The sequence below is a fragment of the Streptomyces sp. BA2 genome (assembly GCF_009769735.1).
Lineage (GTDB): Bacteria > Actinomycetota > Actinomycetes > Streptomycetales > Streptomycetaceae > Streptomyces.
The window spans coordinates 7791385-7812843 of sequence record NZ_WSRO01000002.1 but is presented as its reverse complement, the minus strand read 5'-3'; the positions used below and the strand labels follow the sequence as shown (position 1 = coordinate 7812843).

Genomic DNA, 21459 nt, shown 5'->3' with positions numbered 1-21459 from the left:
GGGTGAAGTGTTTCAAGGGGAGCAAGGATCAGGGAAGGGGCTGTGACCTGGATGTGAAGAGAAGTCCAACCCTTGGTGGGCAGGACACAAGGCCTGACCTTATAAGGACCAAAGTCCCGTATTTGACATATGTGTACTGACATGCCTGACTTGGCCCTGCACCGCTCGATGGTGCGTTCTTCCGTGTTCCGCGATCGCAAGGAGGTGTTCGGGATGAGTCCCGAAGGAAGTCCTTGCGTCAGCGTCACGTCTCACTGAAGCGAATTCGCTTCGCGGCTGAGGCGTAACTCCGCCTCGCCCCTTTCCCTCTTTCTCCGTCACGCGGTCCCGCACCCGCGGTCGCGTACCGCGGCGATGCGCCGTGCCCGCTGACGGCGCCACCCATCACATACATCTACGTCCCTGTGCACGGGCGTGCTTCGCCATGCCCCCGCACGGAGGGAGGTCTGCCATGAACAAGCTGATTCCCCAGGTACGCCCGGCGACGCCGGGCGAGAACCCCGTGAACAACCGCGAGCGCAAGGCCGCCGAGCTGGACGCCCGGACCCGCGAAGTCGGCGTACGGCTCGTCGAGTTGAGCGCGAAGCCCGCCCGCGACGTCCTGCGGGAGCTCGGCACGGGCACCCGCGGACTGCGCCAGGACCAGGTCCTGGAACGCCTGGAGCGGCACGGCGAGAACGTCGTCGCCCAGGAGCGCCCACCGCACTGGACGGCGCAGCTCGCCAAGTCCTTCCGCAACCCCTTCATCGGCGTGCTGGTCGTGCTCGCGGCGGTCATGTACTGGCAGGACCCGGCCGACCCCGGCGTCTGGATCCTCACCTCGATGGTGCTGATCAGCGGCCTTCTGCGGTTCTGGCAGGAGTTCCGCTCGACCCGGTCGGCCCAGGCGCTGAAAGCGCTGGTCACCACCTCCTGCGCGGTCCAGCGCCGGTGGAGCGAGCAGCCCGGCACCGAAGAGATCCCGATGGAGCAGGTCGTCCCCGGCGACCTCGTGAAACTCGCGGCGGGCGACATGGTCCCGGCCGATCTGCGGCTGCTCTCCGCCAAGGACCTGATGGTCAGCCAGGCGGCCTTGTCGGGCGAGTCGCTGCCGGCGGCCAAGGCGGACACGTGCGCCCCCGACCTCGGCCAGCGCACGACCGCCGACCCGGTCGAGGCCGACAACCTCTGCCTGATGGGTACGTCGGTGACCTCGGGCACGGCGACCGGCGTGGCCGTCGCCACGGGCGCGGACACCTACTTCGGCTCGATGGCGGGTGTCCTGGCCGGCGACCGTCCGCAGACCGCCTTCGACCTCGGCGTGGGGCGGGTCAGCTTCCTGCTCATCCGCTTCATGCTGGTGATGGTCCCGATCGTCTTCGCGATCAACGGCTTCACCAAGGGCGACTGGGACCAGGCGCTGCTGTTCTCGATCTCGGTGGCGGTCGGGCTCACCCCCGAGATGCTGCCGATGGTCGTCTCGGCGAACCTGGCGCGCGGCGCGGTTGCGATGTCGAAGCACAAGGTCGTGGTCAAGCAGCTGGGCGCGATCCAGAACCTGGGCGCGATGGACGTGCTGTGCACCGACAAGACGGGGACGCTCACCGAGGACCGCATCGTCCTCGACCGCTACCTCGACGCCCGCGGTCGCGAGGACCGCGAAGTACTCGAATACGCCTACCTCAACGCGCACTTCCAGACGGGCCTTCGCAACCTCATGGATCAGGCGGTCGTCGACCGCATCGACGAGGCCGAGGAGGTTGTCGTCGACCGGCTCTTCACGATGGTCGACGAGATCCCCTTCGACTTCGCCCGACGGCGGATGTCCGTCGTGCTGCGCCGCGAGGAACTGTCGGGACCGGCCGCCGAGCACACGATCGTCACCAAAGGCGCGGCGGAGGAGGTCGTCGAGCGGTGCGCTCACGTCATGGACCGCGGCGAGCGCGTCGAACTCACCGCCCAACTGCGCGCCCACGTCACGCACATCAGCGAGCGCCACAACCGCGAGGGCCTGCGCATCCTCGCGGTAGCGACGCGCACGGTGCCCGCCGACCGCGACACCTACACGGTGGCGGACGAGTCGGACCTGACTCTCGTCGGGTTCCTGGCGTTCCTCGACCCTCCGAAGCAGGACGCCGCCGATGCCCTGCGCGCGCTCGCCGGCAACGGCGTCGCGGTCAAGGTCGTCACCGGCGACAACGAACTGGTCGCGGCGCGGGTCTGCGCCGATGTCGGCCTCGACGTCAGCGAGTTGATCACGGGCGCCACGGTGGACCTGGTCGACGACGCGGAGCTGCGCCGTCTCGCCCGTACGACCACGGTGTTCGCGCGGGTCAACCCGGTCCAGAAGGCACGGATCGTACGGGCCCTGAAGGCCGACGGGCACACGGTCGGGTTCCTCGGGGACGGCATCAACGACGCGGCGGCGCTGCGCGAGGCGGATGTGGGTGTCTCGGTCGACACGGCCGTCGACATCGCCAAGGAGTCCGCGGACATCATCCTCCTGGAGAAGGACCTGATGGTCCTGGAACAGGGCGTGTTGATGGGCCGTCAGACCTTCGGCAACACCATCAAGTACATCAAGATGACGGCGTCGTCGAACTTCGGGAACGTCTTCTCTGTCCTGGTCGCTTCGGCGTTCCTCCCCTTCCAGCCGATGCTCGCCATCCACCTCCTGGTGCAGAACCTCTGCTACGACATCAGCCAGCTGTCGATCCCCTGGGACCGGATGGACAAGGAGTACCTGCGCGAGCCGCGCGCGTGGGACGCGAAGGGCATCGGCCGGTTCATGATCCGGGTCGGTCCGATCAGCTCGGTCTTCGACATCACCACGTTCCTGGTGATGTGGTACGTCTTCCAGGCGAACTCGCCCGCGCAGCAGACCCTCTTCCAGACGGGCTGGTTCGTGGAGGGTCTGCTGTCGCAGACGCTGATCGTTCACATGATCCGCACGCGCAGGATCCCGTTCATCCAGTCCCGCGCGTCACTGCCGGTGCTGCTCATGACGGGCGCGGTGATGGCCTTCGGCCTCTGGCTGCCGTTCTCGCCGCTGGCTCCGGCCCTGTCGATGGAGCCGCTGCCGATGAGCTACTTCCCGTGGCTGATCGGGACGCTGCTCGCGTACTGCACGCTCACCCAGGTGGTGAAGGGCCGGTACATCCGGCGGTACGGCAGCTGGCTCTGACGCCGGGGGCCCAGGGGCGGCCCGGTCAGCTCGTGAGGACGACGAGCTGCTGGGTCGCCCGGGTCATGGCCACATAGCGGTCGACCGCTCCCTCGATCCCCTCGCCGAAGTTGTCCGGGTCGATGAGGACGACCAGGTCGAACTCGAGTCCCTTCGAAAGCTCCGGGGTCAGTGACCGGACACGGGACGTCGCCCTGAAGGCGGGATCGCCGATGACACAGGCGATCCCGTCGGCGTTGGCGGCCAGCCACTCGCCGAGGACCGAGTCGAGTTCCGTCACGGAGCCGTGCACGACGGGTACCCCGCTGCTGCGGATGGAGGTCGGCACGTTGGCGTCCGGGAGCGCGGCCCGGATGACCGGCTCGGCCTCCGTCATGACCTCTTCCGGCGTCCGGTAGTTGACGCTCAGGGAGGCCACCTCGATCCGGTCGAGCCCGATCCGCTCAAGGCGTTCCTGCCACGACTCGGTGAACCCGTGCCTGGCCTGCGCGCGGTCGCCGACGATGGTGAAGCTGCGCGACGGGCAGCGCAGCAGCAGCATCTGCCACTCCGCGTCGGTCAGCTCCTGCGCCTCGTCCACGACGACGTGCGCGAACGGTCCCGCGAGCCGGTCCGGGTCGGCAGGGGGCAGTTCGGACTCGTCGACCAGGCTGACCTGGGCGTCCTGGCCGCGCAACATCGTCACCAGGCCTTCGCCGTCGTCACCGTCGGCGCCTGAGGCGGCTGCGGCGTCGATGAGGTTGTCGACGACCTGCGCCATCTGCTCGCGCTGGGCGGCGAGGATGGCCTCGTGCCGGCGCTTTTGCCGGGCCGCCTCCGGGTCGCCGAGCCGCTGGCGTGCCGCGTCCAGGAGCGGCAGGTCGGACAGCGTCCAGGCCTGGGGCGCCTCCTTGCGGAGCAGGGTGCGCACCTCGTCCCGGTCGAGCCAGGGCGCGCACATCCGCAGATAGGCGGAGTTCGACCACAGGTCTCCGACGAGGTCCGCCGCTTCGAGCAGCGGCCACGCCTGGTGCAGGGTGGTGACCAGCTCCTCGTCGTGCCGCAGCGACTTCTCGAAGAGCTCGCCGGGGACGTCGCCGTCGAGCTTGTCGAGGAGGATCGCGACGAGCTCCTCCCAGACCTGCTCGCGCGCCTCGTTGTGCGGAGTGCCGCGTCCCGCCGCGTCGAACGCCTCGGCCCAGTCGTCGGCGCTCACCCAGACATCGGCCCAGTCGGTCGAGACCGACATGCCCTTGGTGGGCGGCTCCTCGTAGAACCTGACGGCCTTCTCGATCGCCTTCACCATGTCGGCGGACGACTTCAGGCGGGCCACCTCCGGATCGGTCTCGGCCCGCGCCGTGGCCCCTTCGGTGACGAGGTCCTGCACGATGCAGGTCTGCACGCCCTCCTCGCCGAGGCTGGGCAGGACGTCGGAGACGTAGTTCAGGTAGGGCCGGTGCGGGCCGACGAACAGCACGCCGCCCCGGCTGTGCCCGAGACGGGGGTCGGAGTAGAGGAGATAGGCCGAGCGGTGCAGGGCGACGACCGTCTTGCCCGTGCCCGGGCCGCCGTCGACGACGAGAGCACCGCGGGAGCCCGCCCGGATGATGGCGTCCTGGTCGGACTGGATAGTGGCGAGCACGTCGCGCATCCGGGACGAGCGGTTGCCGCCCAGGCTGGCGATGAAAGCGGACTGGTCGTCGAGCGCCGCGTGCCCTTCGAGCCCGTCGGCGGTGAACACCTCGTCCCAGTAGTCGCTGATCCGGCCGTCGGTCCAGCGGTATCTGCGGCGGCTCGCCAGGCCCATCGGGTCGGCGTGGGTCGCCGCGAAGAAGGGCTCGGCCGCGGGGGCGCGCCAGTCGAGCAGCAGCCGGCGCCCCTCGCTGTCGGTGAGGCCGAGCCTGCCGATGTATACGGGCTCGGGGTCGTCCGCGGTGACGATGTGCCCGAGGCACAGGTCGAGGCCGAAGCGGTTCAGGGCACGCAGGCGACCGGTCAGGCGGTGGATCTCCAGGTCCCGGTCCATCGCCTCACGGCCGATGCCGCCGGGCGCCTTGCGCTGGGCGTCGAGGCGGTCGGACACCTCGGCGATGGTCTGCTCAAGGCTCTGTGCGACGGCCGCGAAATGCTTCTCGTCCCGGGCGATCAGCGTCGGGTCGGACTTGGGGGCGAGGCGGGCAGGAAGGTCGAACGCAGACAGCAACGCAGGCACTTAGAGAATCTCCCGTTTTCGCAGGTCCTGGGCTTAGGCCTGCGATTGTGGGGCATGACGGGGGCCTTGCCGCAAGCCCCCCACTGCGCTATAAATTAAGAGTGGCAAGGAGTGGGAACACCTCCTTGCCTTCTCTTTTGGAGATTCATGACCGCACACATCCATGGCAGCTGCGCCCCCGGATTCGAGGGCGTACGCGAGGAGTTCGAGCGGAACTTCACCGAACGCGGCGACCTCGGCGCGGCCGTCGCGGTCACCGTGGACGGCGAGTTCGTCGTCGACCTGTGGGGCGGCGACGCGGACAGGACGGGCACGCGCGCGTGGGAGCGCGACGCGCTGGTGAACGTGTACTCCACGACCAAGGGGATGACCGCGCTGTGCGCGCATCTCCTTGCCGACCGGGGTGAGCTCGATCTGGACGCGCCGGTCGCCCGCTACTGGCCGGAGTTCGCCCAGGAGGGCAAGGCGGACATCCCGGTGCGCTGGCTCCTGAGCCATCGCTCCGGGGTGATCGCGCCGCGCGAGCCCATGACCTCGGACGACCTCTACGACTGGGAGAAGGTGTGCGGGGCGCTCGCCGCGACGCCGCCGTGGTGGAAGCCGGGCTCGGCCCAGGGGTACCACGCGCTGAGCTACGGCTATCTGGTCGGCGAGGTCGTCCGGCGGATCACTGGGGTCTCGCTCGGCACGTTCCTGCGGAGCGAGGTCACGGAGCCGCTGGGTGCGGATGTGTACGTGGGCACTCCGGAGAGCGAGCACGGCCGGTGCGCGAGCATGGCCAGGGCACTGGCTTCGGACGGCCCGCGCAGCGCGCTCGGCTCCTCTCCTCCGCCCGCGCCGCCGGTGACGTCGATCGACGACCACCCGATGGCCGTCGTCACGCTCGCCCTGCAGTACCTGCCCGTCGGCAACGTGAACAGCGCGGCCTACCGGTCCGCCGAGATCCCCGCGGCCAACGGGCACGCGTCCGCCCGGGGGCTCGCGACGGTGTACGCGGCGCTGGGCGGCGGGGAGCTGGTCAGTCCCGCCGCGCTGGAGCGGCTGCGGACGCGGCAGGGCGAGCCCGACGAGCCGGACCTGGTGCTCGCGGCGGGCACGGCGTGGGGTGAGAAGTGGGACTGGGGGCTCGGCTACATGCTGAACCTGTACGGGCAGGCCGGGCCCAATCCGCGGGCCTTCGGGCACGGGGGCGCAGGCGGGTCGTACGCGTTCGCCGATCCCGAGAACAAGGTCTCGTACGCGTACGTGATGAATCAGATGGGCGGCGGGACCTCGGGAGAGGATCTGCGGAGTGTGCATCTGGTGGGGGCGCTGTACCGAGCCCTGAGGTAGGGGGTTGGAGGTCGGGGGGGTAGAGGTCAGGGGTGGAGGTCAGGGGAAACGTAATCTGCCCCCATGGAGCAGCACACCCCCCGCCACCGCCCGACCGGGCAGTACGCCGCCGCCGACACTCGCCGAGCGGCCATCATCGACGCCGCTCTCGCGCTCTTCGCCAAGGCGGGCTATCTGAACTCCTCCCTGGCGAAGATCGCCGAGGAAGCGGGCACATCCGCCACCGTGATCACCCACCACTTCGGGTCGAAGCGGCGGCTCCTGATGGCGGTGCTCGAAGCCCGCGAGGAGCGCACGGTCCGTACCTTCGGACGGCTCGGCCCCGACTCCGGCGGTGACGACGTGCGCGCGCTGTTCCAGGAGGTGCTCGCGCTGGCCGCGTACAACCTCACCCAGCCCGGGCTCATCCAGCTCCACACCAAGCTGTCGGCGGAGGCCGGGGACCCCTCGCACCCGGCACACGCCTACTTCGCCGAGCGGTACGAACGTGTCGCGCGATCCTTGGCCTCCGTGCTGCAACGCTCGGTCGACGCGGGCCAGTTGAAACCCGGTACCGACCCGGAGAGCGTCGCCCGCGAGGTCCTCGCCGTGTCCGACGGGCTCCAGGTCCAGTGGGCCATCGCCGAAGGGCGCCTGGACTTCGTCGGGTTGTACCGAGCCCACCTGGACCGGCTCACCCAAGCCCTCACCTTGGACGGGAAGGGCTTGGGCGAGCCGGCCGAGGCGCCCGAGGCGCCCTAGCGCGCCACCCCCCTCAGCCGGATGTCGCGCGACGACGACCCGACGTACACCGCGCGCCGCCCCTCGGGACGCACCCAGCGGCCGCGGTCCGTGTCCCAGTACGACAGCTGCCGCTCGGCGACCCGCACCCTGACCCGGCGCGACTCCCCCGGGCGCAGCTCGACGCGGTCGAAGGCGGCCAGGGTCTTCACGGCCATCTCGACATCGGCGCCGCGCGGTGCGCCCATGTAGACCTGCGGGACTTCCGCGCCCGTGCGCCGCCCCCGGTTGGTCACCGTGAACGACACCTCGTAGCCCTCGCCCGCCCTGCGCACGGACAGGTTGCGGTAGCCGAACTCCGTGTAGGACAGGCCGTGTCCGAAGGGGAAGAGGGGCTCGATGTCCGCCTTGTCGAAGCCGCGGTAGCCGGTGAAGATGCCCTCGCTGTACGTGACCACTCCGTCGACGCCGTAGTAGCGCTCGGGGTGGGCCGGGTCCAGGGTCGGGTGATCCGTGTCCTTCTTCGGCCAGGTCACGGTGGCCTTGCCGCCCGGGTTGGCGCGGCCGGTGAGGAGGTCGGCGGTGGACCAGCCGCCCTCCTGGCCGACGTAACCGGTGTGCAGGATCGTGCCGACCTCGCGGCGCCAGGGCATCGTCGACGGGCAGCCGGTGGTGAGGACGACGACCGTACGCGGGTTGGCCCTGGCGACGGCCGTGATCAGCTCGTCCTGGTGGGCGGGGAGCGTCAGGGTGGTGAAGTCGCCGCTGCCGCCCACAGAGCCGCCCGAGCCGTTGAAGGCGAAGACGACCGGGGTGTGGACGCGCCGGGCCAGCTGCGCCGCGGCGGCGATGGAAGCGGTGCGCCGCTCGGGGGTCACCCAGGCGAACCGCACCTGGACCGGGCCGCGTTCGGCGATGGCCGTGGCCCAGCCGGTTGCCTTGACGACGACTTGGTAGGACTTGCCGCCGGTGAGCTGGATGGGGTCGGCCTGGCCGTTGTCGAGGCCGTCCGTGGTCGGGACGATCGAGGACCACTTGCGCGCGAAGCTGTCACGGGCGCCCGCCGCGGTCGTCAGCTCCTTGCCGTCGAGGCTCAGCGAGACGGCCGCGCCCCAGCCCTGGATCTTGAGCGCGTACTCGCCGGTGGTGGGCGGCACGAAGGTGCCGGTCCACTCGGCGGTCGTGCCGACGGGAAGGGCCTTGTCTCCTACGAAATCGACCGTCCTGTCCGTCGTGTTCTTCTTGTTCGTGCCGCCAGTCGTGCGCGTCAGGCCCTTGGGGAACGCTGATGCGGGGACGGCCGTGCCGGTGAGGTCGACGCCGACCTCGTACGCGATCTTCCGCTTGGTGCTGCGGCGCAGCGCGTCGAGCGGGCTGACCAGGCGTTCCTCGAAGCCGTAGGCGCGCTCGCCCGAGACCGATGTGGCGACCTGGCCCGCGGTCGGGCCGATAAGTGCGAGGTCGTGGAGGGCGGCGCGCGACAGCGGCAGGCCGCCGTCGTTGGCGAGCAACACCGCGCCCTGGGTGGCGACTTCGCGGGCGACTCGGGCGCCGGCCCTGACGTCGATGTTCCTGCGGGCGGGGACGCGGCTGCCGTCGAGCATGCCGAAGGCGTCGTACTGGCCAAGGATGCGGGAGACGGCGGTGTCCAGGGCGGCCTCGGGAACGGACCCGTCCTTGATGGCCCCCTTCAAGGGCTCCCCGTAGAACGAGCCGTCCCACATCTGCATGTCCTGGCCCGCTTCGAGCGCGGCCGTGGAGTGGGTGGCGCCCCAGTCCGAGGTGACGAAGCCCTTGAAGCCGAGTTCGCCGCGGAGGATGTCGGTGAGGGTGGTGCGCTGCTCGGAGTTCCACTTGCCGTTGAGGTGGTTGTACGCCGACATGACCGAGGCGACACCGGCGCGGACGACGGCCTCGAAGGCCGGCAGGTACAGCTCGTGCAGGGTGCGGTCGTCGACGATGAAGTCGTAGGAGTTCTCCGGCTTCTCGCGGTCGAACTCGTGCAGGCGCTGGTTGTTGGCGATGAAGTGCTTGGCCTGGGCGAGCATGCCCTGCGCCTGCACGCCCTCGACCTGGGCGGCGCCGATGAGGCCGTTGAGGTAGGGATCCTCGCCGGACTGGTCCTTGTTGCGGCTGAAGAAGGGGGTGCGGGAGAGCTCTATCTGGGGGGCGAGCAGCACGTCCATGTCGAGGGTGCGGCCCTCACGGCCCATCACCTCGCCGTATTCACGGGCGAGTTGGAGGTTGAAGGAGCAGCCGAGCGTGGCGACCGGCGGGAGGCCGGTCGCGGACTTCGTGACGTTCACGCCCGCGGGGCCGTCGCTCAGGCGCAGCTCCGGTATGCCGAGGCGTTCGACGCCCGGCAGATATCCGGCCTGACCCAGTCTTCGCGGGTCGGTCGCGCCGTGGACGAGGCTGATCTTCTCGTCGAGGGTGAGGCGGGCGATGAGCCCCCGGACGCGGCGCGTGGCGGCGGCCGCGGCCGGGGAGGCGGTGGGGTTGGCTGCCGCCGCGGCGGGCGTAGCGGCCGCGATCGGGCCGGCGGCGGCCATGAAGGCGAAGGCGGCTGCGGTGCCGCCCAGTTGCTTCATAAGTTCACGGCGTGTGGTGGCAGGCATGGCGAAATGGCCTCCGAACGTGGCTCTGAACGCGGCTCTGTACGCAGCTCTGTACGCAGCTCTGGGCATGCCGAACTGGTCGACGACGCCAAGAACTGAATGCGTCATCCGCGCCAGTGCGGTGTTACGGGGCCTGAGTCTTGATTGGTTGAACGCTTAAGGTCAAGGCTCGTGCCAGCAAAACTTTGCGGGTTGTTCAGTTTTGTGGCAGGTGGGCCGTGAATGGCGCTCATTGCGACCTCATGAACGCTGCGGCGCACGGGGAATAGCGAGGCGATCATGGCGGTCGTCCAAGGTGACACCCACGTCGGTTCACGGTTCACGATTCACGGCTCGAAGCGAGGGAGCACATGTCCAAGGCGTACGTATTCACGCGGTTCGGCGGCCCTGAAGTGGAGGCCTTCGTCGACCAGGAGCTTCCGGAGCCCGGCCCGGGGCAGCTCCTGGTGGCGGTGCGGGCCGCCGGGGTCAACCCCGTCGACTGGAAGCTGCGGGCCGGCAAGCGGAGGCCGGGGGCGCCGCCGGTTCAGTTCCCAGAGGTGCTGGGCAGCGAGGTCGCCGGCGTGGTCGAAGCGGTGGGCGCGGGCGTCGAAGGCTTCGCGGTCGGCGACGCGGTGTTCGGCAACCCGGACACCGGCGGCTACGCCGAGCGCACCCTGCTCCCCGCCTCGCTCGCCGCGCACAAGCCGGAGGGCCTGACCTTCGCTGAAGCCGCCGCGCTGCCGGTCGCCGTGGCGACGGCGTACGACGGGGTGCGTCAGCTGGATCTGCCCGCCGGGGCGACGCTGCTGATCACCGGGGTCGGCGGCGGTGTGGGCGTGGCCGCGGCGCAGTTGGCGCGACACCTCGGCATCCATGTCGTGGGCACGGCGAGCGCGGGCAAGAAGGGCTTCGTCGAGTCCCTGGGCGTGGTGCACGTACCGCCGGGGCCCGATCTGGCGGACCGGGTGCGGGCGGCTGCGCCGGGCGGGCGCGTCGACGCGATCTTCGATCTGGTGGGCGGCGAGGATCTCGTGGCGGTGGCGTCTTTGCTCCCCGAGCGCCGGGGGAAGCTGATCACGGCCGCGGCCAAGGAGACGGTCGGTGAGCTGGGCGGGGCGGCGGTGGCGCGGGCGCGGACGAGTGAGGTCCTGGACGCGGTGGCGCAGCTTGCCGTCGACGGGGTACTGCGTCCTGAGGTGACGGTGACGTATCCGCTGGAGCGGGCCGGGGAGGCGCTGCGGGCGGTCGAGGGCGGGCACGCGCGGGGCAAGGTTGTGATTGAGGTGGGGGCGTGAAGGGGGCTGGCCTTGCGGCCTCGGCGCGTCTCGCTGTGGCCCCGCAGGGGGCGCACCCCTTGGACAACCCCGCCTACGCCGCGTTGAACGGGCCCCATGCGCGGTTCGCCGAGCGGCGGGGGCGCGTGGTGCGGTATCCGCTGGACGTGTCGCCGTGGCTGGGGCTGCCCGATGCCCCGGATGCTGACGACTGGGCGGATCTCGCCGCGCTCGCGGGGCCTGGCGCGGACGTTCCACTGGCCGGGGTGCGGGTGGCTCTGCCGGAGGGGTGGGAGGTGACGTTCGACATGGCGGGCGTGCAGTTGGTGGATGACGGGGTGGCCGCCGCGCCCGACGCGGAGGCTGTGCGGCTCGGGGCGGATGACGTGCCGGAGATGCTGGATCTGGTCGAGCGCACCCGGCCCGGTCCCTTCCTGCCGCGCACCGTCGAACTCGGCACGTACCTCGGCATACGCCGCGGGGGCGTGCTGGTCGCGATGGCCGGGGAGCGGTTGCGTCCGCCGGGGTGGACGGAGATCAGCGCGGTCTGCACGGATGCGGCTTACCGGGGGGAGGGGCTTGCGACGCGGCTGATCCTGGCGGTGGCGCACGGGATCCGCGCCCGCGGGGAGACTCCGTTCCTGCATACGTCGGCGCAGAACACGAATGCCATCCGGCTGTACGAGTCGCTGGGGTTCAGCCTGCGCTGCGGGACTCGGTTTCTGTCGGCTCGGGTGCCGGTGGGGGGTGGGGGCGGGGGTGGCTGAGGGGTCCCTGCGGGGCTGGGGCGGGGCGCCGGGGCTGGTGCGTGTGTGGTGCGGGGCCGCGCCGGTATGTCCGTCCTCGCTATCGTCCCGTGGCCGCCGGGCTACTTCGGCACCGGAGCCTCCGGGAGCCGTGCTCCGGGCAGACATACCGGCACGTCCCCTCGCGCGCGTCGCCGACTGCAGCCGATCGATGGTCGCTGCGGGGCAATCGGGTGGGTGGGCGGGAAAGCTTGTTCGTTCAGGGTCGGATGCGGGGTGAACGGGCAGGTGGGTGGGGGAGCAAAAAAGGGGAGGACGGGGCAGCGGCCCGGTTGGTAAATTCCGGATCATGGAACCTATCGGCGAGAAAGAGATCCGCGCGTCCTTCGTCAACTGCTCCAAGGGCGAAGCCCGCAGACTCACTCTCCCTGCGGGCTTCCCGGACACCCCCTGGTCAGACCTGGACTTCCTCGGCTGGCGGGACCCCAAGGCCCCGGACCGCGGCTACATCGTGACGGAGCGGAACGGCGAGTACGTAGGCATCGCACTGCGCGCCTCGACCGGCGCACGCAAGAGCCTGCTCAAGTCCAGCATCTGCTCCGTCTGCGTGACCCCGCAGTCCGGTTCGGGCATCACGCTGCTCGTGGCACCCCTCTCCGGCCCCGCGGGCCGGCAGGGCAACTCGGTCGGCATCTACATCTGCGCGGACCTCGCCTGCTCCCTCTACGTACGCGGCAAGAAGACCACCGCGCTGGCCCGCCGCTTCGAGGAAAGCCTCACCCTGGAGGAGCAGAACGCGCGCACCGCGGCGAACCTGCACGGCTTCGTCGACAAGGTCCTCCAAGGCTCGAAGGCGGCGGCCTGACCCTCAGGTCTTCCGCGGATCGACCACCTGCAGCGTGAGTGCCGCCGACGGCGCGGCGATGCCCGGCCCGCCCGCCCCGGCCCACGCGAGTATCTCGTCGATCGAGTCGTCGTCCATGGCGAAGCCGATCCAGACGGCTCGGCCACCTCGCCTGCGTCCTTCTCGGGAGGGCTGTACGACGATGATGTTCGCCTGCCCGCAGGGCCCGAGGCACTCACTCGTACGCACCGCGAACCGCCCCGCCGATTGCGCGGCGGCGGCCCGCATCCGCTCGAGCTGCCAGGCGTGGTCGGTACCGGGGTGCTTCCGCGAGTTGCCGCAGCAGCAGCCCCGGCACACGACCAGTGTGCAGGGGCGGGCGGCGGCGGATCCTATGGAGATGACGGGACTCATCCGGTGATCATCTCAGCCTTGTTGTCAGACCCATATGGCCCCCGGCAGCCCCACGTGACCGAACAAGCCCTTCCGCCCACCCACCCGATCACCCCGCATCCGCCCCTGGACGAACAAGCTTTCCCGCCCAAGCCCCGCAGGGAACCCTCAGCGCAAGTACCCCAACCCCGCATGCGCCGCCCGGTATCCCTCCACCAATCGCCGCGCCACCGTCACGGAATCCACCAGCGGATGCAGCGCGAACGCCTTCACCGCCGTGGTGCGTGAGCCGCTCTCCGCCGCGGAGAGGATCTCTCGCTCCACCGCCTTCACCGCGCACACAAGCCCCGTCGCGTGACCGGGCAGCGGATCCACGGCCATGGGATGCGCGCCGTTGGCGTCGACGGAGCACGGGACCTCGATCACCGCTTCGGCGTCCAGCGCCGAAAGGGTCGTGCGATTGCGGACGTTGAGGATCAGCGTCGTCCGCTCGTCCCGCGCGATCGCCCGCATCAGGGCGAGGGCGACCTTCTCGTACCCCCCGGATTCAAGGTCCTCGGCCGCACGCTCCCCCACGCCCGCGGCCTCGCGGTTCTCGGCCATGTACGTGGCCTCACGCTCCGCACGCGTCGCGTCCCACGCCTTCAGCGCCGACGACGGAGCCCCGTCAGCCGCCCGTGCCAACTCCTCGTAGAAGCGCGCCTGTTGGTCACGTAGGAAAGCCCCGCGTGTCTGTTCCGCCTCCTGGTAGGCGCGGACCGCCTCGCGGTTGAAGTAGTAGTAGTGCAAGTACTCGTTCGGGATGGCCCCCAGCGACTGGAGCCACTCCGCGCCGAACAGCCGCCCCTCCTCGAACGAGCCAAGGAGCTCCGCATCGCCGAGCAGCCGCGGCAGTTCGTCGCGTCCCGCGATCCGCAGGCCCCGTAGCCAGCCCAGGTGGTTGAGTCCGACGTAGTCGATGAACGCCTCGTCGGGGTTGCCGCCCAGCGTGCGTGCCACACGGCGGCCCAGGCCCACCGGCGAGTCGCAGATGCCGATGACGCGGTCGCCGATGTGCCGGGACATCGCCTCGGTGACGAGGCCCGCGGGGTTGGTGAAGTTGATGACCCAGGCGTCGGGGGCCAGCTGCCGCACCCGCCGCGCGATGTCGACGGCGACGGGAACGGTCCGCAGGCCGTACGCGATGCCGCCCGCGCCGACCGTCTCCTGACCCAGGACGCCCTCCGCGAGGGCGACCCGCTCGTCGGCAGCTCGCCCCTCCAGACCTCCCACCCGGATCGCGGAGAAGACGAAGTCCGCGCCCCGCAGCGCCTCGTCGAGGTCGGTGGTGGCCGAGACGGCGGGGGCGTCCGGCACCCCGGCCGCCTGCTCGGCCAGTACGCGGGCGACCGCACCGAGCCGGCCCGTGTCCAGGTCGTGCAGCACGACCTCCGTGACCCGGCCTTCGGCACGGTCGCCGAGCAGCGCCCCGTACACGAGCGGAACGCGGAATCCGCCGCCACCGAGAATGACCAGCTTCACGTCTCAACCACCTTCTGTCGGAACCGGCGCGACCGGCGCACACATACCTGTCGACCTGTCAGAACTCAACCGTCGACAGAGGTCACGTTACGTACGATTGCCCGGCAGCGATCGACCCCCCACGGAGGCAGCGCACCATGACATCCCTCAAGACGACAGCGAAGGCATCCGCCGCCCTGCTCGGCGCCCTCGCCCTGACGGTGGCGACCGGCACCGGCGCCTCGGCCGACACCGCCCCGAGATCCCCCGGCGGCTGGCAGGAGTCCGGCGTCTCGTCCGTCAACTCCCTCACCGGCAGCCAGGGCCTGGCGAGCCGCGCCGACGGCAGCCTGCTCTACCGTGGCCTCGCCTCGATACCGCTCGACCTGCGGGTCAAGGGCTGGAGTCACGTCGGCGACCCGGACATAGCCGCCGGTCACACCGTCGACGCCTATCAGGGCGGCGACGACGCGAAGTCGAAGATGTTCGCCGTCACGACGCCGGGCGGGAAGCGCTACCTCTACGAGCACCAACTCGACGCGGGCGAGAAGCTCAACAACTCCTTCGCGGCCCTCTCGCCCGACAACCAGTGGCTCGTGTCGGGTGAGTGGGGCGACCAGAACCGCCTCCAGGTCTTCCCCGCCCCGCTCCTCAACTCCTCGACCCCGCCCACCGGTGGGGCACTCCCCCAGGCCGGCCAGATCTCGCTCGACAAGCCGGTCCGTGACATCCAGGGCTGCGACTTCGTCTCCGAGACCCGCCTCGTGTGCGCGTCCAACGACGCGTCGAAGGAGCTGTGGCCCGAGGACCGGCCCGTCCTCCAGGTGGACCTGGAGCACGCGCTCGACGGGAAGCCCGTCACGGGCAAGGTCACGAGCCTGTTCGCCGTCCCTCAACGGAGCATCTGCCGCGGCACGTTCGAGACGGAGGGTGTCGACTACGACTCCCAGCGCCGTACGCTGCGCGCCGAGGTCGTGCCTCCGGTGCCGTGTCTGGTGACGACGTCGGTGTACTCGTACAGGCCGACGACCGGCTGACCCGCGCGCGCCCGCTCCGAACACACCCCGCACACGCCGGACGTGTGCGGAGGGTCCTGCCGGGGGATGGTCGCGATCATGACACAGCAACACCGGCACGAACCCGTGCCCGACACACTCCCCGCCGGCGCCCGCCGCCCCATACGGCAGCTGCTCGCCGCTTCGGTGGGCAACGCCGTGGAGTGGTACGACTGGTACGCGTACACGTTCCTCGCCACGTACATCGCCGACCAGGTCTTTCCCAAGGGCTCGGGCAACTCCCTCGTACCGCTGCTCTCCACATTCGCCGTCTTCGCGGTCGGCTTCTTCATGCGTCCGGTCGGCGGCCTGCTCATGGGTGCGGTCGCCGACCGGCGCGGCAGGCGCGCCGCGCTGACCGTCACGATCCTGCTGATGGGCGGCAGCAGCCTGCTGGTCGGCCTGACGCCGACCTACGCGTCGGTCGGCGTGCTGGCTCCGGTCGTCCTGGTCCTGGCCAGGCTGCTCCAAGGCCTGTCCGTGGGCGGTGAGTTCGCGGCGTCGACGACCTTCCTCGTCGAGTCCGCGGGGCCCGGGCGGCGCGGTCTCTTCTCCAGCTTCCAGTACGTGTCGACGAGTGCGGGCCAGCTCGCCGCTTCCGGGATCGCGGCTCTGCTCGTCGGCACGCTCTCGGACGGGCAGATGGACGGCTGGGGCTGGCGGCTGCCGTTCGTCATCGGCGCGGTGCTCAGCCTGGTCGGCTTCTGGATCAGGCAGGGCGCGCACGAGACCCATCAGGCGCCCCAGGAGAAATCCGAACGGCCCGGCCTGTTCGACGCCCTGCGCACCTATCCGCGCCAGTCCCTGCTGATCTGCGGCATCACGGCCGGCGGCACGATCGCGTACTACACGTGGACGTCGTACCTTCCGACGTACGCCGAGCTGAACACCGACATCAGCAAGAGCCAGGCGCTGCTTTCCGGCACCCTCTCGCTCGCGTTCTTCGCGCTGCTGCAGCCGGTCGGCGGACTGCTCTCCGACCGCTTCGGCCGCAGACCGCTCCTTCTCTTCTTCGGACTCGGCTTCGCCGTCCTGAGCGTGCCGCTGCTGCGCTCCCTGAACGGCTCGTTCGGCTCGCTCCTGCTGGTGCAGTGCGCGGGCATGGTGCTGCTCACCGGCTTCACATCGATCTCAGCGGCCGTGAACGCGGAGATCTTCCCCGCCCACGTCCGAGCCGCGGGAATCGGCTTCCCGTACTCCCTCACCGTCGCCCTGTTCGGCGGCACAGCCCCGTACATGGGCACCCTGTTCAAGGAAATGGGCAACCCGGGCCTCTTCCCTTGGTACGTGGCCGTGCTCTGCCTCGCGTCGTCAGCGGTCTATCTCAAGCTCCCGGAAACCGCGCACAAAGAACTGGACCGCTAGCCCCAGCAAGCGGGGTGATGGCCCTCTTGGGTCACGGATCCATCACCTCTCACACAAATTACCTTCACATCTCACATTCCAGGACTAGCGTCGTGCCTCTTTCCCGCGCCAAGGGGGGGCACCATGACCAATCCGTATCCCGCGCCACCGTCAGCACCGAGACAGGCACCGAAGTGGGCACGCAAGCGCTTCGTGCTCCCCGCCCTCGCCCTCACCTTCTTCATCGGCCTCGGGGCCGGTCTCGGTGACGACGGCAGCACCTCGACGAAGGCTGCCGCGAAGGAGGCAGGCCCGACGCCGACCGTCACGGCGACAGCGACGGCGACTGCGACTGCGACCGAGACGGCGAAGGCCAAGCCCGCTCCGACGGTCACCAAGACCGTCGAGGCCACGAAGACGGTGAAGGCGACCGTCACCGCCCAGCCCGAGGCGGCCGACCCCGGCTCGGGTGACAGCGGCTCCGGCACCGGTGGGGGTGGCAGCGTCTCCTATGGCAACTGCACCGAAGCCCGTGCCGCGGGAGCCGCGCCCGTGCACCGTGGCGAGCCCGGCTATGGGCCTCACCTCGACCGTGACGGTGACGGCGTCGGCTGCGACAGCTGAGGGGCTGCGCGGCTGGGCGGTCAGGGCTTGCGGGGTACCTCCGTGATGGAGCGGCCCGCCCACTCAGGGGCCGGTTCCGCCAGGGCCGTCAGGTGGTCGCGGATCGTGTCCGGGAAGGGGGTCGCGCGGCCCGCGTTCTGGTCGACGTGGATGGCGAGGAGTTCGGTGGTTGCCACGGGGGTGGCCTCCGGGGCGATCTCCGCTTCGGGCTCCTCGACGACGTACAGCTCGTGGGTGAAGCGCGCCTTCTTGGCGTCCGCGCCCAGGATGCGGGTGCGGACCGCGAGGTGGACGCCGTCCGCGACGTCGTCGAGATAGCGGATGTGCGCCTCGACCGTGTAGAGCGAGCAGCCGGTGGACTCGCGGTATCCCGCGTGCAGGCCGGTCTCGATCATCATGGCGTCGGTGGCGTAGCCGAAGACGAGGACGTAGAACGCCTCGCTCATGTGGCCGTTGTAGTCGATCCACTCGGGCCGTACGGTCCGGTGCAGAACGGGCAGGGGCGCGGTCACTTGGTGTCCTCCTTCGTGCGCTGCTGCGGCAGGCGTCCCGTCGCCCGCAGCACGTCGATGACTCCCTGGTCACGCTCGGCGACCAGGTCGGCGATGGTCCGGCCGTCCGCCGCGTCATCGCATCCGGCGACCACGGCGTCATACAACTCCTTGTCCAGCTCGGGTGCTTCGAGCCGCGTCCACGGCGACTTCAGGGACGGGCCGAAGTGGTCGAGCATGTGGGCCATGCCGCCCTCGCCGCCCGCGAGCGCGAAGGTGAGCATGGGGCCCATGAACGCCCAGCGCAGGCCGGGGCCTTCGGTGATCGAGTCGTCGATCTCCTTCACCGTGGCCTCGCCGTTGGCGACCATGTGCAGGGCCTCGCGCCAGAGCGCTTCCTGGAGGCGGTTGGCTATGAAGCCGGGCACCTCGCTCGCCATGGTGATCACGGACTTGCCCGCGACCTCGTAGAAGCGGGACGCCCAAGTGACCGCGTGGGGGGCCGTCTTGTCGCCGCCGACGACCTCCACGAGCGGGATGAGGTAGGGCGGGTTGAAGGGGTGGCCGACGACGAGGCGCCCGGGGTCGGTGGCCTCGGTCTGCATGTCGGTCATCGGGTAGCCGGAGGTGGAGGAGGCGATGACGACTCCGGCGGGCGCGGCGGCGTCCAGCTTGGCCAGCAGATCGCGCTTCAGCTCCAGCTCCTCCGGGGCGCTCTCCTGCACGAACTGGGCGTCGGCCACGGCCTCTTCGAGGGTGGGGGTGACCGTGAGGCGCTCCGGCGACGCGCCTTCGGCGAGGCCGAGCTGCGTCAGCGCGGGCCAGGCCGCGTCGACCAGGCGGCGCAGCTTCTGCTCGGCGTCGGGGGCGGGGTCCCAGGCGGTGACGTCGTAGCCGCGGGCGAGGTAGTGGGCGACCCAGCCGCCGCCGATGACACCGGCGCCGACGCAGGCGACGCGGCGTACTTCTTCAGGGGTGGTAGTGGTCATGATGGGGGGTCCTCTCCATGCTGCGGGGGGCGTGCGTGCCCCGTAGGGGCGCGGGGAACTGCGCGACCAGCCACGACCGGCCCGCAGCCAAGTGCCGCACAATCCAGCGAAGCGCTATCGCTTGAGGCCGAGCTTCTGGCGGGCCTCGTCCGGCGTGGCGACGCGCGAGCCGAGGTTCTCGGTGATCTGCACGGCACGCTCGACGAGTTGGGCGTTGGAGACCTTGTTGCCCTTGCCGAGGTAGAGGTTGTCCTCGAGGCCGACGCGGACCTGGCCGCCGAGCAGGATGGACTGGGCGACCCACGGCATCTGCATGCGGCCGAGCGCGAAGCTGGCCCACTGGGCGCCCTCGGGGAGCATGTTGACCATGGACTGGAGGACGCCCGGGTCTGCGGGGGCGCCCCACGGGATGCCCATGCAGAGCTGGAAGACGGTGGGGTTGTCGAGCAGCCCTTCCGCGAGGAGCTGCTTGGCGAACCAGAGCTGTCCGGTGTCGAAGATCTCCAACTCGGGCCGTACGCCAAGCTCCTGGATGCGCTTGGCGCCCTGGCGGAGCATGTCGGGGGTGGAGATGTAGAGGTTGTCGCCGAAGTTGAGGGAGCCGCAGTCCAGGGTGCAGATGTCCGGGAGCAGGTCCTCGACGTGCGGAAGCCGGTCCAGGCCGCCGACGAGGTCGGTGCCGGGCAGCTCGCCGAGCTCCTTCAGCGGCTCGACCGGGTCGATGACGAGGTCGCCGCCCATGCCCGCGGTGAGGTTGATGACGACGTCGGTGCCGGTCTCCTTGATGCGCTCGACGACCTCCCGGTACAGGCGGGGGTCGCGCGACGGGTCGCCGGTCTCCGGGTCGCGTACGTGGATGTGCACGACGGCGGCGCCTGCCTCGGCGGCCTCCGCGGCGGAGGTGGCTATCTGCTCGGGGGTGACGGGGACGTGGGGACTCTTGCGTACGGTGTCGCCCGCGCCGGTGAGGGCGGCGGTGATGATGACGTCTTGATTCACGGGCATGGTGAACTCTCCCTCAGGGGTGGGGTGTTGGTGTTCTTGCGGAGAGGCGTCGCGGGGCGTCTACCCGCTGCGCGGCGCGGCGAGCGTCGCGTCCACGTACACGAGCAGCGCCTCGTGCATGTCGTCGGCGGTCGTGCCGTCGGTGCCGGGGGTGGAGGCGAGCACCTGGGTGGCGAGGCCGTCGATCAGCGCGGTGAGCCGGAGTGCGGCGGACTGCGGATCGACGAGGCGGAACACGCCCTGGTCGACGCCGCGCCGGATGACGTCGGCGACGGTCGCGCGCCACTGCCGGTAGTACTCGGCGTGCAGCCTCCCCACGGCGGTGGAGCGGGCGGCCTCCGCCCACAGGTCGAGCCAGACGCTCCACTGCCAGCGCTGCTGCGGGGTGCGGGGGGTCTGGAGCTCGATCAGCTGGCGCAGCTCGTCGGCGGCGTCGGCCGCTTCGGCGATGCGGGCCGCGCGGCGGGCGGTGTCCTCGTCCATGCACCAGCGGACCGCGGCCTCCAGGAGGTCGTCGCGGCCGGGGAAGTGGTAGTGGATGGCGGCGGTGCTCGTGGCGCAGGCTTCCGCGATGTCCGCGACGCGGACGGCGTGGAACCCGCGCTCGGCGACGAGCCGTACGGTTTCGCGGACGATCTGGAGGGGGCGGCCGCCTTCCGGGGCTGCGGCGGTGCGTTCGCGGCGGGCCGCGGGTGCCACGTGCTGGGTGCCCGGCAGGCTTTGGGTGCCCAGGAGCCAGCCCGCGTCCACGCCGCCGGTGTCGGCGATGCGGGCGAGCTCCGCGGCGGTGAAGCGGCGGGTGCCGCCGAGGGAGCGGGAGAGCTTGGAGGGGTCCATGACGATGCGCCGGGCGAACTCGCGCTGGGTCGCTCCGGCGTCGGAGATGACCTTGCGGACTCTGTCCGCGACCTCGGGGTCTTGCTGCATGGGCGGTGACGCTACCTTGGCGTTGCGCTGATCGCAATCCGCGAATCCACGGGGCGAGCCTTTGCGCAGCTACCCGCCGGGGTTGCGATCCTGACTGACGTCTCAGTTATCGCAACGCATTGCAGCACCGCCCCCCGCAGCGCAGGCGTTGTGCCCACCCGTTCCGCCGTGCGGAACGCCTGCCCACAACGGGGACGACGGGACGACCGGCCCACCGGCACCGGGACCACGCACGCCCACCCACCCCCTCACCCCTGCACT

At 70.5% G+C, this 21459-nt stretch carries 17 protein-coding genes; 9 read left to right on the top strand and 8 right to left on the bottom strand.

The genetic code is table 11. The features are described 5' to 3' along the window. The first annotated feature begins 451 nt into the window (after positions 1–451). A complete protein-coding gene (mgtA, locus tag E5671_RS37685; RefSeq protein WP_160508544.1) occupies positions 452–3163 on the top strand; it encodes a magnesium-translocating P-type ATPase in 2712 nt (903 codons plus the stop codon). 25 nt (positions 3164–3188) lie between these two features. Here the strand turns inward: mgtA and helR are convergent, their stop codons facing one another. Next, the gene (gene helR / locus E5671_RS37680; RefSeq protein ID WP_160508542.1) at positions 3189–5354 is read right to left on the bottom strand and encodes an RNA polymerase recycling motor ATPase HelR; all 2166 of its coding nucleotides are present in this window, start codon (positions 5352–5354) and stop codon (positions 3189–3191) included. Positions 5355–5501: 147 nt separating this feature from the next. Between helR and E5671_RS37675 the strand changes: the two genes are divergently transcribed. After that, positions 5502–6686: a serine hydrolase domain-containing protein gene (locus E5671_RS37675; RefSeq protein ID WP_160508540.1), complete on the top strand. Its 1185-nt coding sequence runs from the start codon at positions 5502–5504 to the stop codon at positions 6684–6686. 63 nt (positions 6687–6749) lie between these two features. Then, on the top strand, positions 6750–7427 hold the full coding sequence (locus tag E5671_RS37670) for a TetR/AcrR family transcriptional regulator (protein ID WP_160508538.1): 678 nt from the start codon (positions 6750–6752) through the stop codon (positions 7425–7427). On the opposite strand, the gene E5671_RS37665 is transcribed toward E5671_RS37670, so the two are convergent. Further along, on the bottom strand, positions 7424–10024 hold the full coding sequence (locus E5671_RS37665; protein WP_160508537.1) for a beta-glucosidase family protein: 2601 nt from the start codon (positions 10022–10024) through the stop codon (positions 7424–7426). The two genes, E5671_RS37670 and E5671_RS37665, sit on opposite strands and share 4 nt — an antisense overlap. Before the next feature lie 350 nt (positions 10025–10374). Between E5671_RS37665 and E5671_RS37660 the strand changes: the two genes are divergently transcribed. The 3 genes from E5671_RS37660 to E5671_RS37650 all read left to right on the top strand — a co-directional run bounded on the left by E5671_RS37660 (position 10375) and on the right by E5671_RS37650 (position 12891). Further along, on the top strand, positions 10375–11301 hold the full coding sequence (locus tag E5671_RS37660) for an NADP-dependent oxidoreductase (protein ID WP_160508535.1): 927 nt from the start codon (positions 10375–10377) through the stop codon (positions 11299–11301). Between the two features lie 35 nt (positions 11302–11336). Continuing rightward, on the top strand, positions 11337–12047 hold the full coding sequence (locus tag E5671_RS37655) for a GNAT family N-acetyltransferase (RefSeq protein WP_160510664.1): 711 nt from the start codon (positions 11337–11339) through the stop codon (positions 12045–12047). Between the two features lie 328 nt (positions 12048–12375). Continuing rightward, entirely contained in the window at positions 12376–12891 is a 516-nt protein-coding gene (locus tag E5671_RS37650) for an FBP domain-containing protein (protein ID WP_160508533.1), read from the top strand. Between the two features lie 3 nt (positions 12892–12894). On the opposite strand, the gene E5671_RS37645 is transcribed toward E5671_RS37650, so the two are convergent. Then, positions 12895–13284, bottom strand: coding sequence for a (2Fe-2S) ferredoxin domain-containing protein (locus tag E5671_RS37645; protein ID WP_160508532.1), 390 nt, complete (start codon positions 13282–13284; stop codon positions 12895–12897). Positions 13285–13431: 147 nt separating this feature from the next. Continuing rightward, a complete protein-coding gene (locus tag E5671_RS37640) occupies positions 13432–14784 on the bottom strand; it encodes a family 4 glycosyl hydrolase (protein WP_160508530.1) in 1353 nt (450 codons plus the stop codon). A 137-nt stretch (positions 14785–14921) separates the two neighbouring features. Here E5671_RS37640 and E5671_RS37635 point away from each other — a divergent pair, with 137 nt between their 5' ends. The 3 genes from E5671_RS37635 to E5671_RS37625 all read left to right on the top strand — a co-directional run bounded on the left by E5671_RS37635 (position 14922) and on the right by E5671_RS37625 (position 17786). Then, on the top strand, positions 14922–15800 hold the full coding sequence (locus E5671_RS37635; protein ID WP_160508528.1) for a hypothetical protein: 879 nt from the start codon (positions 14922–14924) through the stop codon (positions 15798–15800). Between the two features lie 66 nt (positions 15801–15866). Further along, a complete protein-coding gene (locus E5671_RS37630; protein ID WP_443032754.1) occupies positions 15867–17183 on the top strand; it encodes an MFS transporter in 1317 nt (438 codons plus the stop codon). Positions 17184–17306: 123 nt separating this feature from the next. Further along, the gene (locus E5671_RS37625) at positions 17307–17786 is read left to right on the top strand and encodes an excalibur calcium-binding domain-containing protein (RefSeq protein WP_160508524.1); all 480 of its coding nucleotides are present in this window, start codon (positions 17307–17309) and stop codon (positions 17784–17786) included. A gap of 20 nt (positions 17787–17806) precedes the next feature. Here the strand turns inward: E5671_RS37625 and E5671_RS37620 are convergent, their stop codons facing one another. The 4 genes from E5671_RS37620 to E5671_RS37605 form a co-directional block, all read right to left on the bottom strand. Beyond that, complete coding sequence (locus E5671_RS37620) at positions 17807–18298, bottom strand: thioesterase family protein (RefSeq protein WP_160508523.1); 492 nt, start codon at positions 18296–18298, stop codon at positions 17807–17809. Then, complete coding sequence (locus E5671_RS37615) at positions 18295–19266, bottom strand: 3-hydroxyacyl-CoA dehydrogenase NAD-binding domain-containing protein (RefSeq protein WP_160508522.1); 972 nt, start codon at positions 19264–19266, stop codon at positions 18295–18297. Before E5671_RS37615 ends, E5671_RS37620 begins: the two co-directional genes overlap by 4 nt. A 114-nt stretch (positions 19267–19380) precedes the next feature. Beyond that, positions 19381–20271: a 3-keto-5-aminohexanoate cleavage protein gene (locus tag E5671_RS37610; RefSeq protein ID WP_160508520.1), complete on the bottom strand. Its 891-nt coding sequence runs from the start codon at positions 20269–20271 to the stop codon at positions 19381–19383. Between the two features lie 60 nt (positions 20272–20331). Continuing rightward, positions 20332–21198 (bottom strand): TetR/AcrR family transcriptional regulator, encoded by an 867-nt coding sequence (locus E5671_RS37605; RefSeq protein WP_160508518.1) that lies wholly within the window; start codon positions 21196–21198, stop codon positions 20332–20334. Positions 21199–21459 lie beyond the last annotated feature (261 nt).

What these genes read in the sequence shown, in the direction of transcription:
- mgtA (WP_160508544.1), top strand. Translation starts at nt 452, where the DNA reads ATGAACAAGCTGATTCCCCAGGTACGCCCGGCGACGCCGGGCGAGAAC.
- E5671_RS37675 (WP_160508540.1), top strand. Translation starts at nt 5,502, where the DNA reads ATGACCGCACACATCCATGGCAGCTGCGCCCCCGGATTCGAGGGCGTA.
- E5671_RS37670 (WP_160508538.1), top strand. Translation starts at nt 6,750, where the DNA reads ATGGAGCAGCACACCCCCCGCCACCGCCCGACCGGGCAGTACGCCGCC.
- E5671_RS37665 (WP_160508537.1), bottom strand. Translation starts at nt 10,024, where the DNA reads ATGCCTGCCACCACACGCCGTGAACTTATGAAGCAACTGGGCGGCACC.
- E5671_RS37660 (WP_160508535.1), top strand. Translation starts at nt 10,375, where the DNA reads ATGTCCAAGGCGTACGTATTCACGCGGTTCGGCGGCCCTGAAGTGGAG.
- E5671_RS37650 (WP_160508533.1), top strand. Translation starts at nt 12,376, where the DNA reads ATGGAACCTATCGGCGAGAAAGAGATCCGCGCGTCCTTCGTCAACTGC.
- E5671_RS37645 (WP_160508532.1), bottom strand. Translation starts at nt 13,284, where the DNA reads ATGAGTCCCGTCATCTCCATAGGATCCGCCGCCGCCCGCCCCTGCACA.
- E5671_RS37635 (WP_160508528.1), top strand. Translation starts at nt 14,922, where the DNA reads ATGACATCCCTCAAGACGACAGCGAAGGCATCCGCCGCCCTGCTCGGC.
- E5671_RS37630 (WP_443032754.1), top strand. Translation starts at nt 15,867, where the DNA reads ATGGTCGCGATCATGACACAGCAACACCGGCACGAACCCGTGCCCGAC.
- E5671_RS37625 (WP_160508524.1), top strand. Translation starts at nt 17,307, where the DNA reads ATGACCAATCCGTATCCCGCGCCACCGTCAGCACCGAGACAGGCACCG.
- E5671_RS37615 (WP_160508522.1), bottom strand. Translation starts at nt 19,266, where the DNA reads ATGACCACTACCACCCCTGAAGAAGTACGCCGCGTCGCCTGCGTCGGC.
- E5671_RS37610 (WP_160508520.1), bottom strand. Translation starts at nt 20,271, where the DNA reads ATGCCCGTGAATCAAGACGTCATCATCACCGCCGCCCTCACCGGCGCG.
- E5671_RS37605 (WP_160508518.1), bottom strand. Translation starts at nt 21,198, where the DNA reads ATGCAGCAAGACCCCGAGGTCGCGGACAGAGTCCGCAAGGTCATCTCC.